Here is a 16,729-nt window from a genome sequence, read left to right as displayed (position 1 = left end):
GACTGATGACACTCCGAAACTGGGTGGTCCCCTCCCGGTTCGGCGCTGGATCTGCCCGGCCGGGTACCGTGCGGGCGCTCCATGCCCGGCCTCCCGTGTCGCCCCACCGCGTTAAACCTTCACCCCATGTTGCTCGGACACATGAAGGACCCCCGCTGGCCCGCATCCGAAGAGACGCTGGCGGACGCTCGTGACTTCCTGATGGCGCTGAAGGATCGCCACGTGGTCGTGGCGCCCCACCCCAGCGTGGACGGGCTCGCCGCAGGGGCGCTGGTGCTCCGCGCGCTCCAGGCCGTGGGAGCGCGGGTCAAGGCGCAGGTACCGGCCAGGGGCGATCATGCCCTCTCGCCAACCTTTCAGCAGCGCCTCCGTGCGGCACAGCCCGACGCATGGGTGGTGCTCGAGATGTCGTCGGATGCGATGGACGACTCCGTCGCTCCGCCGGACCTCCCCACGCTCATCGTGGCGCCCCAAGCGGCCCTGGCTCCGGCTGGCAAGGCGGGCACGACCGTGCTCTCCGCACGGGGATTGGAGCCCGCGGTCAGTTGCAGCCTGCTCACCTACGCGCTCGTGTCGCCCTGCGTGGTGCCGGGCCCGTTGGAATGGCTGGCCGTCCTGGGAACCGTGGCGGACCAGGGCGTGGATGCGCCCATTCCCTTCCTCAAGGACGCCCTCCGCCGGGCGGGACGCACCGCCGTGACGGAATCCGTGGCCTTGCTGAACGCGGCCCGGAAGTCCTCCCGGTACGCGGCACCGCTGGCGTTGGGGGTCCTCCTTCGAGCGGGCAGCGCCACCGACATCACCCGGGGCAACGTCCCTGGCGTCGATACATTGCACGACTGTCGGCTGGAGGTGCAGCGCGAGGTGCTGAGGTGCTCGAAGACGCCACCGCGCATCGCCAGTCCCGTGGCGCTGTTGCTGTTCAGCTCGGAGGCCCAGGTCCATCCGCAGGTCGCGGTGCGCTGGGCCCAGCGGCTCCCCGAGCACATCATCATCGCCGCCAACGCGGGCTACCTGCCGGGCCGCGTGGACTTCGCCGTTCGCAGCCGGACGCCGATGGAGCTCGGAGGGCTCCCGCTCAACGCCACCGGAGGCAGCCTCTCCCGGGAGGACTTCCTCCGCTTCGCCGCCGGACTGGGCTTCAAGGGCTTGCGCGACATCGACGTGGAGCGGCGGGGTACGTTTCCCGGCTGATGCGGTATGACGCGGCCGTGATGCCACGCCCGCTCCTCCCCCTCCTGACGGTCCTCGCGCTCGCCGGCTGCGGCGACACGGCTCCTGACGATGCCGACCCCTGCGAGCGGTTCAGCTTTCCGCTGTCGGCGCCGAGCCCCTCCCACCACCTCGACACCTGCTCGAGCGAAGCGTGTGGCAACGGAGAGAATCCGCCCAACTCCGGCCTCCACTGCGGCAGCGTGGCCCCGTGCGGGAGCGCCTCCGAGCCCGTCGCCCCCTGCCTCTATGTCCACAACCTGGAGCATGGCCACGCGGTGTTCCTCTACAACTGCCCGGATGGCTGTCCGGACGAAGTCGCCAAGCTCGAAGCCGCGGCGGCGACAGCGCCTCGAGGAGGCAATGCCGTCCGCCGGGCCCTCGTCGCGCCGGATCCCACGCTTCCCCGGCGCGTTGCAGCGATGCTGTGGCGCCGGACGTACCTGACGGACTCCGCGGACCCCGAGGCCCTTCGCTGCCTGCTGCGGCTCCAGGACGTCGATGCGCCGGAGCCGAGACTCACCTGCCCCGCGCCCTGAGCCGCACGCGCCGGTACGTGGGCAGGAAGCCGGCGGTGCCCCCTATGCGTCGTCGAATCACGCAACCTCCTCGCGAGATGTCGAACAGGTGAGGAGGTGAAAGGCCGCGGCGCCTTCCTCCGTGAACCCCGCCGACTCGCCCAATCATGACAGGAGGTGTCAACAATCCTCCGTAGTCTCGCCCCTCGGTACGGACATCCCCCAGGAGGCAGGCATGCGGGACATGAAGGATTCACTGAAGGGACGCGTGGCACTGGTCGCGGGCGGCACGCGAGGAGCAGGCCGGGGCATCGCGGTGCAGCTCGGAGCGGCGGGCGCCACCGTCTACGTCACGGGCCGGACGACACGGGCCCAGCGCTCGGAGCAGAACCGGCCAGAGACCATTGAAGAGACCGCCGAGCAGGTGACGGCGGCGGGTGGGCTCGGCATCGCCGTGCAGACGGACCACCTGGTGCCCGAACAGGTCCAGGCCCTGGTGAAGCGCATTGATGGGGAACAGGGCCGGCTCGACGTGCTCGTCAACGACATCTGGGGCGGCGAGTCCATCTTCGAGTGGAACAAGAGCGTGTGGGAGCACTCGCTCGAAAAGGGGCTGCGGCTGCTCCGGCTGGGCGTGGACACGCACCTCATCACCAGCCACTTCGCCCTGCCGCTGCTCATCCGCCGCCCGGGAGGACTCGTGGTCGAGGTCACCGACGGCACCGCCGACTACAACGCGACGAACTACCGCATCTCCACGTTCTACGACCTCGCGAAGGCCTCCGTGCTCCGGCTGGCCTGGAGCCAGGCTCGAGAGCTCAGGCCCCATGGCGCCACCGCCGTCGCGCTGACGCCGGGCTGGATGCGCTCCGAAGGCATGCTGGAGCACTTCGGCGTCACCGAGGCGAACTGGCGCGACGCGACGGTGAAGGAGCCCCACTTCGTCATCTCGGAGACGCCGGCCTATGTCGGCCGAGCCGTGGCCGCGCTGGCATCGGACGCGGACAAGGCCCGGTGGAACGGACAGTCCCTGTCCAGCGGCCAGCTCGCGCGCGTCTACGGCTTCACGGACCTGGATGGCAGCCAGCCCGATGCCTGGCGCTACGTCGTCGAGGTCCAGGACGCGGGCAAGCCCGCCGACGCCACGGGTTACCGGTAGACATTGCCCAGGGTGGGTCTTCCAGGACCACGACCCAGGTGCTATTGATTTTCTCGCAATACTCGTTTTGCGGCCATCCCTGTCCGCGACACCCCTTGCGAGGAGACACCTTTGAGACACCTGAGAGCCTCGGTCCCCATGGCACTGCTGGGCCTGCTGGCGGCGTGCGGCGGCCCGGTGGAATCGCAGCCCGAAGTCGAGGTCGCCACCACCGAGTCCGCGCTGAACTGCGACTCGATGAGCCGGGCCGTCCATCACCGCATCAAGCCGGCGAATGGAGACAGCCTCTACACGCTCAACGCGAACGAGGCCGCCAACGCCGCCACCACCTGGGGCTACACGGAAGACCGGGGCGTGGCCTTTCTCGCCGCGGCCTCCACGGGGACGGGGCTGTCCCCCGTCTACCGCATCTACAGCCCCAGCCGGCAGGAGCACTTCTGGACCATTGATGAGGCCGAGCGGAACGACCTCATGCAGAACGGGGGCTACACGACGGACGAGAACGTCGGCTTCTACGCGTCGAAGACGGCCGCGTCATGCCTCGTTCCGGTGTACCGCTTCTCCAACACCTCGCTGCGCAAGCACCGCTTCGCCATCACCGAGGCCCAGCGCGACGCGCTCGCCTCCACCGGCTGGGTCAACCAGGGCATCAAGTTCTACGCCGCCCCGGAGTCCGCGCCTCCGGTCGACACGAAGTTCACCTTCGCCGTCATCCCCGACACGCAGAACGAGGTCCTCACCACGCCCCCCACGCGACTCACGCACCGGCTCCAGTGGCTGGTGGACAACCGGAGCTCGCTCGACCTGCGCTTCGTGCTGCACACGGGCGACGTCGTGAACTGGGACACGCCGGACCACATCCAGTACGTGCGCGCCAGCGAGGCCACCGAGATTCTGGACGCCGCCGGCCTGCCCTACATCTACGCCATTGGCAACCATGACACCGCGGCCGTGTGCCCCGGCGGCAGCGCCTGCCCGGGCAACGTCAACGCCAACCTGCGCGACACCAGCACCTTCAACGCGCACTTCCCGCTCACGCGCTTCACCGCGCTGGGTGGCGTCTACGAGCCAGGGAAGATCGACAACTCCTACCACACGTTCTCCGCCGGTGGCCTGGACTGGCTGGTGGTCAACCTGGAGCTGTGGGCCCGCACGGGCGCCGTGGACTGGGCGAAGACGGTGCTGGCGCAACATCCGCGTCACAACGTCATCATCAACACCCACTCCCACCTGAATGGCAGCGGCGCCATCGAACAGAGCAACGGCGGCTATGGCAACAACAGCCCGCAGTACGTGTTCGACCAGCTCATCAAGCAGTACGCCAACGTGCGGTTCGTCTTCTCCGGGCACACGGGCAATGCCGCGTACCGGACCAACACGGGGGTCCACGGCAACACCATCCACCAAATCCTGACGGCGTACCACGAGAACACATCGAACCTGACGCGGTTGGTGGAGGTGGACACGGCGGCCAACACCTTCTCCACGCGGGTGTACTCGCCGATGACGAACGCGGAGAAGCAGGACGGCTCTAAATTCACCATCAGTAACGTGAGCTGGGTCCGCTGATGCTCTAGGGTAGGCGGGCTGTGACGTCCACGCCCGCCTCCCCTGCCCTCGTCTCCCGTGATCGCATCCGAGCCATCGACTGGCTCCGGGGCATCGCGGTGCTCTTCATGGTCCAGACGCACACCCTGGCCTTGCTCACGCCCGAGCTGCGGCAGAGCGAATGGGTGGCGCGGCTGCTGCGCGTCGACGGGCTGGTGGCCCCCGCGTTCATCTTCTCCGCCGGCTTCGCCACCGCCCTGATGATGGTCCGCAGCGCCGCCAGCGGCGTGCTTCGCGAGCGCGTCCACCGCAACCTCCGCCGCGCTGGCGAGGTGCTCGCGGTGGCCACCCTGGTCAACTGGGCGTGGTTCCCCTGCTGCGCGAGCCCCAGTGGATCTTCCGCATGGACATCCTCCAGTGCGTGGGCCTGTGCCTGCTCATCGTCCTGCCGGTGGCCGCGCTGCTCTCCGCGCGCCCCAAGGTGCTGAGCACCGGCGCCTTCGTGCTGGCCATGGCGACGTTCGCCGTGTCGCCCCTGGGGGAACAGGTGGATGGCCCCTGGGCCACGCTGACGGAGAAGTCCTCCTTCGCGCCCTTCCCGCTGCTGCCCTGGCTGGGCTACGCGTGGCTGGGCGTCTTCGCGGGAACGGTGGCGGGCGCCTGGGGCCGCGCCGGGCTCATCAAAGCGCTGCTGGTGCTGATGGGGCTGGGCTTCACGGGCGCGGTGCTCGGTGACTTCCTCTACGGCCTCTACCCACCCCACCGCTTCTTCGTCGCCAATCCCTCCAACGCGGCGGCGCGCTTCGGCTGGGTCAGCACGGTGCTGCTCGTGTTGACGTGGCTGGAGGCCCGGGTCCCGGTGAATGCAGCGCCGTCCCGGCTGCGGCGCTTCGTGGAGGTGTTCGGCACGTCGTCGCTGTCCGCGTACTTCTTCCACGAGATGCTGCTCTTCTACCGGCTGGGCGGCGTCTTCTCCTTCCAGCGCTTCTGGGGAGACCGCAGCGGCTGGCTCCAGTACTGGGTGCTGACGGCCGTCATCATCGGCCTCACCTTCGGGCTGTGCGTCGCACTGGACCGACTGGAGCGCGTGCTGCGGCCCGCGCTCCGGAACCTCTCGGGGCGGCTGTTCCGGCAGGACCAGCACGCCCCCGCCGGGCGCTGACTCAGTGACCCGCGGCGGATAACGACTCGAAGGCGGCGATGACCTCCTTCGGCGCCTGCACCAGTTCGATGAGCACGCCCTCTCCGCCGAAGGGGAACTGCTCGCTGCCCTTGGGGTGGATGAAGCAGATGTCGAAGCCCGCGGCGCCCTTGCGGATGCCGCCGGGGGCGAAGCGAAGGCCCTGGGACTCCAGCCACTGCACGGCCACGGGCAGGTCGTCCACCCAGAGGCCCACGTGGTTGAGCGGCGTCTCGTGGACGCGGGGCTTCTTCTCCGGATCCACGGGCTGCATCAAGTCCACCTCCACCTTGAAGGGGCCCGCGCCCGCGGTGACGATGTCCTCGTCCACGTTCTCGCGCTCGCTGCGGTAGGTGCCGTGGGGCGTCAAGCCCAGCAGGTCGACCCAGAGCTTGCGGAGCGGCGCCTTGTCCGCGCCTCCAATGGCGATCTGCTGGACACCCAGAATTCGAAATGGCCTGGCGGTCTGCATGGCGCGGCACCCTGTCAGACAGAGGTGCTCCAGACAAGGACGCCCGGCCCGGGTGTTCGCCGGAAAATTCATCCGGCTTTAGACCCTTTCTCGCGGGCCATGCGTTTTCGGGAGGCGACCTACTCACCGACCTTGGAGCCCCGATGTCCCCCTTCTCGCTGAAGCGCCAACTGACTGTCTGGGGAAGTGCCCTTCTCGTCGCCAGCACCCTGCCCGCGTGCCACAACCGGAGCCCCGCCGCCGACGAGCGCCCGAGCCAGGGGGCCGCACAGTCCGTTGCCAGGGATGACGACGCCGCGCCCGTTCCTGAGGGAGAGGAGTACGTCGCGGACCGGGTCAGCGCCGAGCATTCCGTGGCAGCCCCGGCCCCTGCGCCCCCCGGCTTCCGCGCTCGCCGGGCCCGTTGCGCGCGCACCCGCGCCGGAAGCCGCCAAGAAGGTCTCCCTGGGCAAGGCCGAACTGCATCGCCGCGAACCGGGGCCCATGAAGCTGTCCGCTGACGCCTTGGCGGGCGCGCCCCTCGAGTCCAAACCACAAGACGCCGCTCCCGCGGGCGGAAACACCTTCGAGGCCTGGAAGGCCAACGCCTTCGTCGAGACGGCCAAGGACCCGCTCTCCACGTTCGCCGCGGACGTGGACACCGCGTCGTATACGGTGTCGCGCCGCTACCTCGTCAACGGCCAACTCCCGCCCGCCTCCGCCGTCCGCGTGGAGGAGTTCGTCAACTACTTCAAGTTCCGCTACGCGCCCCCGGAGACGGGCGCCTTCGCGGTGCACCTGGAGGGCGCGCCCTCACCCTTCGACGCCAAGCGCCACTTCCTGCGCGTGGGCGTTCAGGGCAAGGTGGTCTCGCGCTCGCAGCGCAAGCCCGCGCACCTCGTGTTCCTCGTGGACACCAGCGGCTCCATGCACTCGGAGGACAAGCTGCCGCTCGCGAGGGAGGCCATCAAGGTCGCCGTCAAGAACCTCAACGAGAACGACACCGTCGCCATCGTCACCTATGCGGGCAACACCCGGGACGTGCTGCCGCCGACGCCCGCCACCGACGTGAAGAGCATCCACGCCGCGCTCGACTCGCTCACGGCCGGTGGCGGCACGGCGATGGGCTCCGGCATGGAGCTGGCCTACCGCCACGCCGTGAAGAAGGCCTCCGGCAGCGTGGTGTCCCGCGTCGTCGTCCTCACCGACGGTGACGCCAACATCGGCCGCAACGTGAGCGCCAACGCCATGCTGGACAGCATCCACAAGTACACGGCCGAGGGCGTCACCCTCACCACCGTGGGCTTCGGCATGGGCAACTACCGCGACGACCTGATGGAGAAGCTCGCGGACAAGGGCAACGGCAACTGCTTCTACGTGGACAGCCTGCGCGAGGCGAAGAAGGTGTTCGAGACGCAGCTCACCGGCACGCTGGAGGTCATCGCCAAGGACGTGAAGTTCCAGGTGGAGTTCAACCCCGCCGCCGTCCGCCGCTACCGGCTGGTGGGCTATGAGAACCGCGACGTCGCCGACCACGACTTCCGCAACGACAAGGTGGACGCAGGCGAGATTGGCGCCGGCCACAACGTCACCGCCGTGTACGAGGTGGAGCTGACGGGTGAAGCCACCGAACCGCTGGCCACCGTCCGGGTCCGCGCCAAGGCACCCAACGGCACCGAGGCCTCCGAGCGCGAATTCCCCTTCGAGCGCACGAAGCTGCGTGACACGCTGGCGCAGGCGTCGCCGGACTTCCGCTTCGCCGTCGCCGTGGCCGCCACCGCCGACGTCCTCCGCGACAGCCCCTCCGCGGAGGGTTGGAGCCTGGCCACGGCCGAGAAGCTGGCCGAGGGCGCCACCGAGGGTGACGCCGACCGCAAGGAGTTCGTGCGGCTGGTGACGCAGGCCCGCGCCCTCAAGGGCGCCTCCGTCCGGGGCCGCTGACACCGGGGCGCAAGCCCGCATACACGTCGGGGTGGAGGGTGCCCGGGGCCCTTCCACCCCGATGCCGTTTTTGCGGGGTATGCTGAGCGGCCATGCGCCCCCTTCGCTCGAAGTCCCGACACTTCCTCCTCCCTGTCGCCGCGGTGTTCATCGCCTGTGGCGGTTGCAGTGACGACCCGTCTGGCGGCGGCGCGCCGCTGGGCGAGGAGCAACAGGGCATCGCCACCTTCTACGACGCCACCGGCTCCGGCAATTGCAGCTACGAGCCGACGGGTGACTTGATGGTGGCCGCCATGAACACGCCCCAGTACGCCAACAGCGCGGCCTGTGGGCAGTGCGTGGACATCACCGGGCCCAAGGGCTCGGTCCGCGTGCGCATCGTGGACCGCTGCCCGGAGTGCGAATCCGGCCACCTGGACCTGAGCCGGCAGGCCTTCGCCCGCATCGCGGAGATGGAGCAGGGCCGCGTCAACATCACCTGGACGCCGGTGTCCTGCGACGTGGCGGGGAACATCGAGTACCACTTCAAGAACGGCAGCAATCCCTGGTGGACCGCCATCCAGGTCCGCAACCACCGCCTGCCCATCCAGAAGCTGGAGTGGCGGCGCGGTACCGGCGGATGGCAGGACGTCCCGCGCGAGAGCTACAACTACTTCGTCAACTCGAGCGGCATGGGCGACGGTCCCTTCTCCGTACGCGTCACCGCCGTGGATGGCCAGCAACTGGAAGACACGCTGGACAGAGTCCTCGACAACCGCACTGCCGAGGGCTCTGGCCAGTTCCGCTAGCGCGCGGCGCGCGGTTCAGCGCCGCAGCATGGAGCGCAACAGCTCCAGGGCCTCGGTGACGTTCTGCCAGACCTGGAGCGACTTCATGACGCCCTCGCCCTCGCCCTGGATGGCGCGGCGCGAAGCGCGCTCCAGCGGGAGCAGCACGCCCTCCACCAGCTCGATTTGACGGCTCAGCTCGGCGGGTGACGGCCCCGTGAGCGCGGTGCGCTGCAAGGCCTCCGCAGGCACGTTGGCGGACACATTCACGGGACGCTCCGCCAGCGCGGTGATGGCGCGGGAGAGCTGCTCCATGTACGCGCCGAAGTCGGGTGAAGCCATCGGTGCAGCCATGCGCACGGTGGGCGCGGACTCCGGCGGCTCCGCGGGGCGCTCGGCCTGCGCCGCCACCCGCTCCGTGAGCGCCTTGAGCAGGTGCGCCATGTGCTTGAGATATGGCGTCAGGTCCGGCCCCGCGGCCACGGGCGCGGCGACGACGGGCGCCGGGGTGGCCTTCGCGGCCTTCACGGACTCGCGGCCCACCTTCGCCACCTCCAGCACGGCCTCGCGCAGGGATTCCAGGCGAGGCAGCACCTCCACCACCGGCCCCGGCTGCTCGTCACGCGCCTGGCTGGCAGAGACGTGGTTGGCCGCCTGCACCACCGCGTCCCGCACCGCCCCCAGCTGCTCCTCGATGCCGCTGAGCTGACCGGTGACGCGGGCCACGGGGTCGTCGTCCTTGCCGCCCATGCGCTTCACGCGCGCGAAGCCCTGCTTGATGTCCTCCCAGCGCTTCGCCTTCTCCGGCGTCAGGCGCCCGCGCATCTCCGCCAGCTTGAGCAGGTTCTGCTCCGCCGCCGTCGTCAGCGTCTGGGACTCGCCCTGGTAGTGGTCGTCGATGAGCCGCTCGAGCTCGTCGTCGGTCATCGCGGAGACAATCTTCTCCGTCAGCTTGTTCATGTTGCGGTAGCTGCCCTGCAACTTGAACGCGGGCTCGGAGCGGAAGCGCTCATCCTGCGCCGCCGAGGCGATGTACTGCAGGTTCACCTTCAGCAGCACCGACTGGGCCCGGAACATGCGCTGGAACACCGCGATGATTTCCTGGAGCTCCGCCGCCGCGTAGCCGTGCTTCAGCTCGCCCGTCTGGACCTCCTCGCCCTGCGCCATGCGAATGAGGCGGTGCGTGTCCGCCGGGTCGCGCGTGGCCAGCGGCGCCGTCACCGTGTTCGACGTGAGCGCGTTCTCGATGTAGCTGAGCGCGAACAGGTGCTCCTTGCCGTCGAGGATGTCACCCAGGTTGTAGGTGTCCGCGCGGTTGGCGAGCATGTCCGGGATGCGGAAGCGCTCACCCGTCTCCGTGTACGGGTTGCCGGCCATGACCACGCAGAACTTCTTCCCGCGCAAGTCATAGGTGCGCGTCCGGCCGTTCCACACGCCTTCCACGCGGCGCTGGCCGTCGCACAGGGAGATGAACTTCTGGAGCAGCTCCGGGTCCGTGTGCTGGATGTCGTCGAGGTAGAGCATCACGTTGTTGCCCATCTCGAAGGACAGGTTGATGCGCTCCACTTCCTGCCGGGACGTGGCGTTGGGCGCCTCGGCCGGGTCCAGCGACTTCACGGAGTGACCCAGGGCCGGGCCGTTCACCTTCACGAAGGTGAGCCCCAGACGGCTGGCGACGTACTCCATCAGCGTCGTCTTGCCGTAGCCCGGAGGCGACATGAGCAGCAGCATGCCCATGCGGTCCGTGCGCTTGCCCTCACCCGCCGCGCCCAGCTGCTTCGCCAGGTTGGCGCCGATGAGCGGCAGGTACACCTCGTCGATGAGCCGGTTGCGCACGAAGGACGACAGCACCTTCGGCGTCAGCTCCTCCAGGCGCAGCTTGCGGCGCTCGCGCTCCAGCAAGTCCCTCAGCAGCGCACGGTACGCCTGGTACTGGGGCACCCGCACCTGCCGGAACTCGCCCAGGCGCGCCAGGAACTCGTCCAGGCGCAGCGGCAGCTTCCGGTCCTGGATGCGCGAATGGTTGCCCAGCAGCGCGGAGACCTCGGTGGCCGTCAGCGCGCCCGCCGTCTCGCGGTCCAGCTTGGAGCCGGTGAGCAGCAGCACCGCCGTCTCCAGCGCCACATGGACGGAATCCCCCGGACCGCCCTCGCGCTGCGCGAGGTAGCCGTCCAGCCACACCCGGGCGAGCTCCAGCCGGGCGCCCAGGTCCTTCTCCAGGCCGCGCAGGTCGTCCTCGAACGCGGACCGCGTCCCGTGCCGGTCGAGCTCATGCAGGAACGCGTCCCGCAGCGCCACCGCCTCGCCGCTGGTGGTGAAGCGCGGGTGCTCCGCGCCCAGCTCCTCGACGAGGTAACGGCCCGCCTGCCGCGGCTCGGCCGGCGAGTGCGCCAGGCCGTTCGCGGTGAGGAACGTGGCGATGCGCTCGCCCAGTGCCTCGCCCACCTCCGCCATGCTGCCGCCGGACGCGAAGGTGGTGCGCAGCCGCGCCAGGCTGCGCGCGCGCCGCTGGAACACGGTGCGGGCCGCCTCGTCCGCGTCGAAGGCCCAGTACAGCGCCGCCCAGGCGCGCGGCACCGGCGCGAAGCGCAACAGGCCGGCGCCCTGGTGCAGGCCCAGCAACTTCTCCAGGATGGAGACCGCGTCCGCATCATGGACGCCGCGCTCGTAGCCCTCGTCGAAGCGGTCGGCCGCGTACGCGCGCACCTTCTCCAGCAGCGTGCCGCCGATGAGCGCCTCGTGCAGCGCATCCAGCGACTGGCCACGCTTGCCATCCTCAGCGTCCGCCAGGAGGCAGCCCGCGAGGTACTCGGAGCGGTAGACGGCCGGCGACTCGGAGACCAGGTGCTGCTCCCAGAGGTCGCGGTACTTCAGCAGCTCCGCGTCATCCACCTTCTGCGCGTAGTCCGTGCCGGTGAGCTGGAGATACAGCTCCCCGTCGCGCGGAAGCAGCGTCAGGTCCAGCGGCTGCGTGTTGACGTTGAAGCGGTACGTCCCCAGCTTGATGACGTTGTCGCCATCCGCGAACAGGTCCTGCCGGTCCCGGAGGGCGCGCAGCGCGTCCTGCTTGGCGGACTTCACGCGCGACATCACCTCGTCCGCGCGGACGCTGTCCTGAAGCTCCATCAGCTGGTCGGCCAGCTGGCGCAGCTTGAGGATCATCGCGTCGGAGGCGTAGTAGCCGTTGAGCTCGTCGTCCGTCTTGAAGGACTTGGCCCGGCGCTGCACGCCCTGGAGGATGCGCTCCGCGGCCCCGAAGAGGCTCTGCGCGCGGCGCTGCCGCTCGTCCAACAGGGACTGCTTGCGCGCGCCAAAGGCCTCCAGCAGCTCCTCGCGCTTCTGGGTGATCTGCTCCAGGAACTCGTCGAACTCGCCGAAGCGGCCCTCCAGCTCCTCCAACTGCACGGTGAGGCGGGACATCGCCTCGTCGCAGCGCTCCGGGCTGTCCGCCTGCGACAGCGAGCTTTCGATGCTCTGCCCCAGCAGCTTGAACTGCGCGCCGAACTCCGCGCGCTTCTCCCGGCCGGACAGCTCCTTGCGCTTGGCCGCGAGGCTGGCGCGCACGCGGTTGAGGCGGCTGAACAGCTCGGAGATGCCCTCCAGGATGCGCGCACGGGCCAGCGGGTCACCGACCTGGAGACCGCCAACGACCTCGCCCAGGACCTCCAGGCCGTGGGCCGTCCTCTCCACGTCCTCGCCCAGGGGCGCCAGCTCCACGGACGTCTGCACCGGCTCCAGCTGCGCCAGCAGCTCGTCCAGACGCGAGGCCAGCGGCGCCAGCGCCTCGCCCGTCTGGAGGAACTCCACGCAGGCCGTGCTGACCCGGTCGGACGCCTCCACCACCGCGGTCTCCAGGACGTCCACGCGTCCCAGGTCCATGTAGCGGATGTCCCTCAACGTAATCAGGTGCCCGCGCTGCTTGCGCAGGTCCGCCAGCGCCTGCATGAAGGCTTCCGCGTGCGTGAGGTTCTCCGGCTGGACGCGCAGCAGCAGCGTCTCCTGCTCCACCTCCGCGGCCGCCAGCGACTCGGTGGCGCGCTTCTGCATCGCGACCACCTTCTCGAACTCATCGATGATGAGCTCGGCGGTGCGCCGCAGGGTCTCCACCGGTTCCTGGAGGCCCGTCTCCTCATGGCCCAGCCAGTAGTACGCGTCCAGCGCGCGGGTGGCCGAGGACACCAGGTCCTCATACGTGCGCCGGGTGGGCTTCTCCGACTTCGCGATCCGCTGAATCGTCAGCGCGTCGGAGATGCCGCGCACCAGCTCCGCGTTGCCCACCTTGCCCAGGTAGCCCGGGGCTGGCGGCGTCCCCGCCGCGTGCTCCGCGGATACGAACGGGGTCTGCCACACCTGCATCGGGTGGACGCGCGTGGGCTCATCCGACGCGGAGCGGAAGATGACGAGCTGCCCGTCGGAGAACAGGCTCATGCCGTGCGCGACCAGGGGGTTCTGCACCTCCTTGCGCACCAGGTTGTACGGGAAGAGGACGTAGCACCCGTCCGTCCGCCGGTGGAAGATGTAGAGCACGTCCTCGCCGTTGGGCGAGCGGATGGCGCGCTTGAACTCCATGCCTTCCGACGCCGCGGCGCCGTCGAAGACCTTGAAGTCCCCTGTCTGGAGGTAATAGCCGCCCGGGAAGACGATGCCCTGGTCCTCCGGCAGCCGCACGCACGCCTGACCCATGGCGTCGATGCGAACCACGTGCTGCGTGCGCGAGTTGAAGACGAGGTAGCGGTGCGTCTTCTCCCGGAACGGCAGCACCCGCAGCAGGATGAGCGTGCCCACCTGCGCCCAGGCGAACTCGGCGTCGTCCAGCGACTGGTCCGGGTCGTCCACGGGCTCGCTGTAGATACCCATGCCGGTGGAGGTGTTGTCCTCCACCTTGATGGTGAGGTCGCCCTTCACCGTCTCCACGAACACCTGGTCCAGCACGTTGACGTGCGGGTGCTGGCCGGTGACGTAGTTGTCCCGCGTGGCCACCGTCCACTCGAAGTCGTGCGACGGCGGGAAGACATGGTCGCGCTCGCCCTGGTTGTCCAGGTAGGTGGCGCGGCCCTCCAGGTCCAGGCTAAAGCGGAAGACCTTGATGTCGCGCAGCGACTGACCCGTCTGGAAGACGGCCAGCAGGCGCGAGTCCAGCTTGCGAATCTGAAGGAGCTTCGCGTCCTTGTAGTACTTGTAGAGCTCGCCGAAGTCCTTCACGAAGCGCGGGTCCGCCAGGAACCCGCCGGCCTCGGAGTTGGACACGGCGGAGAAGTCGTACCCGTCGGCCGTCTTCTCGAACTTGTGCAGGGAGAACACGTCGGACACCGACGTCTCCCGCTTCAGACCGATGAAGACGTTGTAGCCAAAGAGCAGGTACTTGCCGACGCTGGCGATGTCGCACGGGACGCAGTTGTGCTCGGTGCGCACCCGCTCGTTGCCGATGACGGTCAGCTCGGTCCCACCGAAGAGCGCCTTGCGCCGCCCGTTGAGGTCCGTCGCCTTCGCGCCCAGCACATCCGCCTGCGACAGGAGCCGCGAACGGATGACCTCGTAGCTGCCGCCTTCCAGCGCCGCCTCGCCCGCGGGCGCCGCGCCCTTGCCACCGTCAGTTGCCATGAGTGTTCACCGGAAATGCGAAGACCCCCACCCCCGCACCCTCCCGAGCGGAGGGGCGCCACCCCGGAGGGGAGGCCGGAGTGAGGATCGTCTTACGGCCGTGCCACCGCCGCCTGTTCACGGCGGTGGCCCATTGGGACTGTCAGCCCTGCTTGTCGACCGTGCCCGGACGCGCCACGTCTTCCACCAGCGCCTTGAGGCCAGCGGAGGTCGCGGCCACGGGGCTGGCCGCCATCTTGTGCAGCAGCGCGGCCACGGCCAGGTTCTGCGCGTCGTTGCTCAGGCCCGGCTTGGAGAGAATCTCCTTCAGGTCGGCCGGCAGGTCCTTCTCGCCGTTGAGGTAGCCGCCCAGCGCCGTCTTCAGCGCCTCGCCGTGGTCCAGCGCGCCGTCCACCGCGGTGCCGAACGACACCGCCTTGACGAAGCGCTCGAAGAACTGGCCGTCGCCACCGACGATGTTGAACTTCGCGTTGGCGAACGCCTTGGCCAGCACCTCGGCCTGCGCGTGCGCGATGTCCTTCTTCGCGCGGATGGCCTCCAGCTCCACGTCGCGCTCCTTGTTGAGCTTGAGGCGGAACTCCTCGTGCTCGCGGCCGACGCCGTCCATCAGCTTCATGGACGCGGCCTTCTCCGCCAGACCACGGGCCTCGGCCAGCAGCTTCTCCTGGATGGCAGCGGCCTCGGCGAGCTGCTTCTCGCGCGTGGCAATGGCCTCCGCCTCGCCGCGCTTCTGGATGGCGCTGGCTTCCGCCTCCAGCACGCGCGCCTGAGCCAGGCCCTTCTCCTGCGCACCCGCGGCCTCCGCCAGCAGCTTCTCGCGGACGATGTTCGCCTCCGCGTGGCCCTGCTTCTCGATGGCTCCCGCCTCGGCTTCCTTCACGCGGACGTTGACCATGCCGAGCTTCTCCTGCGCCTGCGCGTCGGCCTCTTTCACGCGGACCTCGGCCAGGCCCTCGGCGGCGGCCTCGGCCTGGACGCCCTCGGCAAGACGGACCTTCGCCTTCGCCGTCTTGTCAGCGGCCTCCAACTCGGCCTCGGCCAGCGTCAGCTTCTCCTTGGCGGTGAACTTGGCCACCTCGTTGGAGGCCTCGGCCGCCTTGATGTCCTTGACCAGCTTCTCCTGCGCCTGCGCCTCGGCGGTGATGAGCAGCGCGTCCTTGCGGCGGGTGGCCTCGGCCTTCACGCGCAGGTCCTTGATGCGCTCCTCCTCCTCCGCCACCGTCTTCTCCACGGCGATGCGGGCGCGCACCACGTCGGCGATGAGCTTCTTCTCGCCTTCGAGCGCCTTCTCCTTGGCGATGCGCTGCAGCTCCGTCTCACGCTCGCGGTTGATGGCTTCCAGGGCGCGGTCCTTCTCCACGCGCTCGGTCTCCACGCCCACGACGCGCTCGCGGTTCTTCTGCGCGACCTCGATCTGCCGGGCCTTGTTCTGCTCGTTGATGTTGATTTCTTCCTCGGCCTTGATGCGCGCCAGCTGGGCCTTGGCGTACTCCTCCTGCTTCACGCGCTCGGCCTCGGCCGTCTCGCGGGCCTGGATGCTGTCGATCTCGCGCTTCTGCTTCGCGGCGGCCTCTTCACGCTGACGCTCGAGGGCGAAGATGGCCTCATCCGCCTCGACGTTGCGCTTGGTGACGGCCATGCGCTCGTCCTGGCGCAGCTCGTTGGTGAAGACGTTCTGCTTCGTCGTCAGCTCGGTGATCTTCCGGATGCCCTGCGCGTCGAGGATGTTGTCCTTGTCCAGCATCTCGACCGGGGTCTGCTCCAGGAAGTCGATGGCGCAGTCCTCCAGCATGTACCCGCTGAGGTCACGGCCGATGACGTTGACGACCTGGTCCTTGATCTCCTCGCGCTTGGTGTAGAGCTCCTCGAAGTCGAAGCTCTTGCCCACCGTCTTGAGGGCCTCGGAGAACTTGGCCTCGAAGAGGTTCTCCAGCGTCTCCTGGTCGGAGGCGCGCGCGCAGCCAATGGTCTGCGCCACCTTCAGCACGTCCTCGCGCGTCTTGTTCACGCGGACGAAGAAGGTGACCTTGATGTCACCCCGGATGTTGTCCCGGCAGATGAGGCCTTCCTTGCCACGGCGGTCGATTTCCACCGTCTTCAAGGAGATGTCCATCACCTCGGCCCGGTTGATGATGGGGAACACCACCGCGCCGGTGAAGGTGACGACCGGCTCGTTCTTCAGCGTGTTGACGATGAGCACCTTGCCCTGGTCCACCTGCCGGTAGAGCCGGACGATGGTGAGGAGGATGCCTCCGAGAAGGATGATGCCACCGATGCCGGCAGCGACCGCGGTAATGGGGTCCATGGCCATTTCCTGATTGATGATGACAGCGGGCCTTGTATCAGGCGCCG

Annotated in this window: 11 protein-coding genes; 8 read left to right on the top strand and 3 right to left on the bottom strand. The window is 68.9% G+C overall.

Features of this window, described 5'->3' with window-relative positions:
- Positions 1–81: 81 nt before the first annotated feature.
- The 6 genes from QEG98_RS18895 to QEG98_RS18870 all read left to right on the top strand — a co-directional run bounded on the left by QEG98_RS18895 (position 82) and on the right by QEG98_RS18870 (position 5,599).
- Positions 82–1,194, top strand: coding sequence for a hypothetical protein (locus tag QEG98_RS18895; RefSeq protein WP_410478045.1), 1,113 nt, complete (start codon positions 82–84; stop codon positions 1,192–1,194).
- A complete protein-coding gene (locus tag QEG98_RS18890) occupies positions 1,194–1,751 on the top strand; it encodes a DUF3105 domain-containing protein (protein ID WP_316567606.1) in 558 nt (185 codons plus the stop codon). Before QEG98_RS18895 ends, QEG98_RS18890 begins: the two co-directional genes overlap by 1 nt.
- A gap of 214 nt (positions 1,752–1,965) precedes the next feature.
- A complete protein-coding gene (locus QEG98_RS18885) occupies positions 1,966–2,889 on the top strand; it encodes an SDR family oxidoreductase (protein ID WP_410478044.1) in 924 nt (307 codons plus the stop codon).
- A gap of 111 nt (positions 2,890–3,000) precedes the next feature.
- Complete coding sequence (locus tag QEG98_RS18880; RefSeq protein ID WP_316567604.1) at positions 3,001–4,458, top strand: metallophosphoesterase; 1,458 nt, start codon at positions 3,001–3,003, stop codon at positions 4,456–4,458.
- 20 nt (positions 4,459–4,478) lie between these two features.
- Positions 4,479–4,925, top strand: a complete 447-nt coding sequence (locus tag QEG98_RS18875) for a heparan-alpha-glucosaminide N-acetyltransferase domain-containing protein (RefSeq protein ID WP_316567603.1) — start codon at positions 4,479–4,481, stop codon at positions 4,923–4,925.
- On the top strand, positions 4,841–5,599 hold the full coding sequence (locus QEG98_RS18870; RefSeq protein WP_316567602.1) for a heparan-alpha-glucosaminide N-acetyltransferase domain-containing protein: 759 nt from the start codon (positions 4,841–4,843) through the stop codon (positions 5,597–5,599). Before QEG98_RS18875 ends, QEG98_RS18870 begins: the two co-directional genes overlap by 85 nt.
- Position 5,600: 1 nt before the next feature.
- On the opposite strand, the gene QEG98_RS18865 is transcribed toward QEG98_RS18870, so the two are convergent.
- A complete protein-coding gene (locus QEG98_RS18865) occupies positions 5,601–6,089 on the bottom strand; it encodes a VOC family protein (RefSeq protein WP_171410362.1) in 489 nt (162 codons plus the stop codon).
- A gap of 483 nt (positions 6,090–6,572) precedes the next feature.
- On the opposite strand from QEG98_RS18865, the gene QEG98_RS18860 reads away from it, so the two are divergent.
- Complete coding sequence (locus QEG98_RS18860; protein ID WP_410478043.1) at positions 6,573–8,009, top strand: vWA domain-containing protein; 1,437 nt, start codon at positions 6,573–6,575, stop codon at positions 8,007–8,009.
- A gap of 92 nt (positions 8,010–8,101) precedes the next feature.
- Entirely contained in the window at positions 8,102–8,797 is a 696-nt protein-coding gene (locus tag QEG98_RS18855) for an expansin EXLX1 family cellulose-binding protein (protein WP_316567601.1), read from the top strand.
- Positions 8,798–8,812: 15 nt separating this feature from the next.
- Here the strand turns inward: QEG98_RS18855 and QEG98_RS18850 are convergent, their stop codons facing one another.
- Positions 8,813–14,377, bottom strand: coding sequence for a DNA repair ATPase (locus QEG98_RS18850; protein WP_316567600.1), 5,565 nt, complete (start codon positions 14,375–14,377; stop codon positions 8,813–8,815).
- Between the two features lie 142 nt (positions 14,378–14,519).
- Entirely contained in the window at positions 14,520–16,682 is a 2,163-nt protein-coding gene (locus QEG98_RS18845; RefSeq protein ID WP_171439636.1) for a hypothetical protein, read from the bottom strand.
- Between the last annotated feature and the right edge of the window lie 47 nt (positions 16,683–16,729).

The sequence above is a fragment of the Myxococcus sp. MxC21-1 genome (assembly GCF_032612255.1).
GTDB classification, from domain to species: Bacteria; Myxococcota; Myxococcia; order Myxococcales; family Myxococcaceae; genus Myxococcus; species Myxococcus virescens.
The sequence above is the reverse complement of the archived record's forward strand: the minus strand, read 5'-3'. Positions and strand labels throughout refer to the sequence as shown.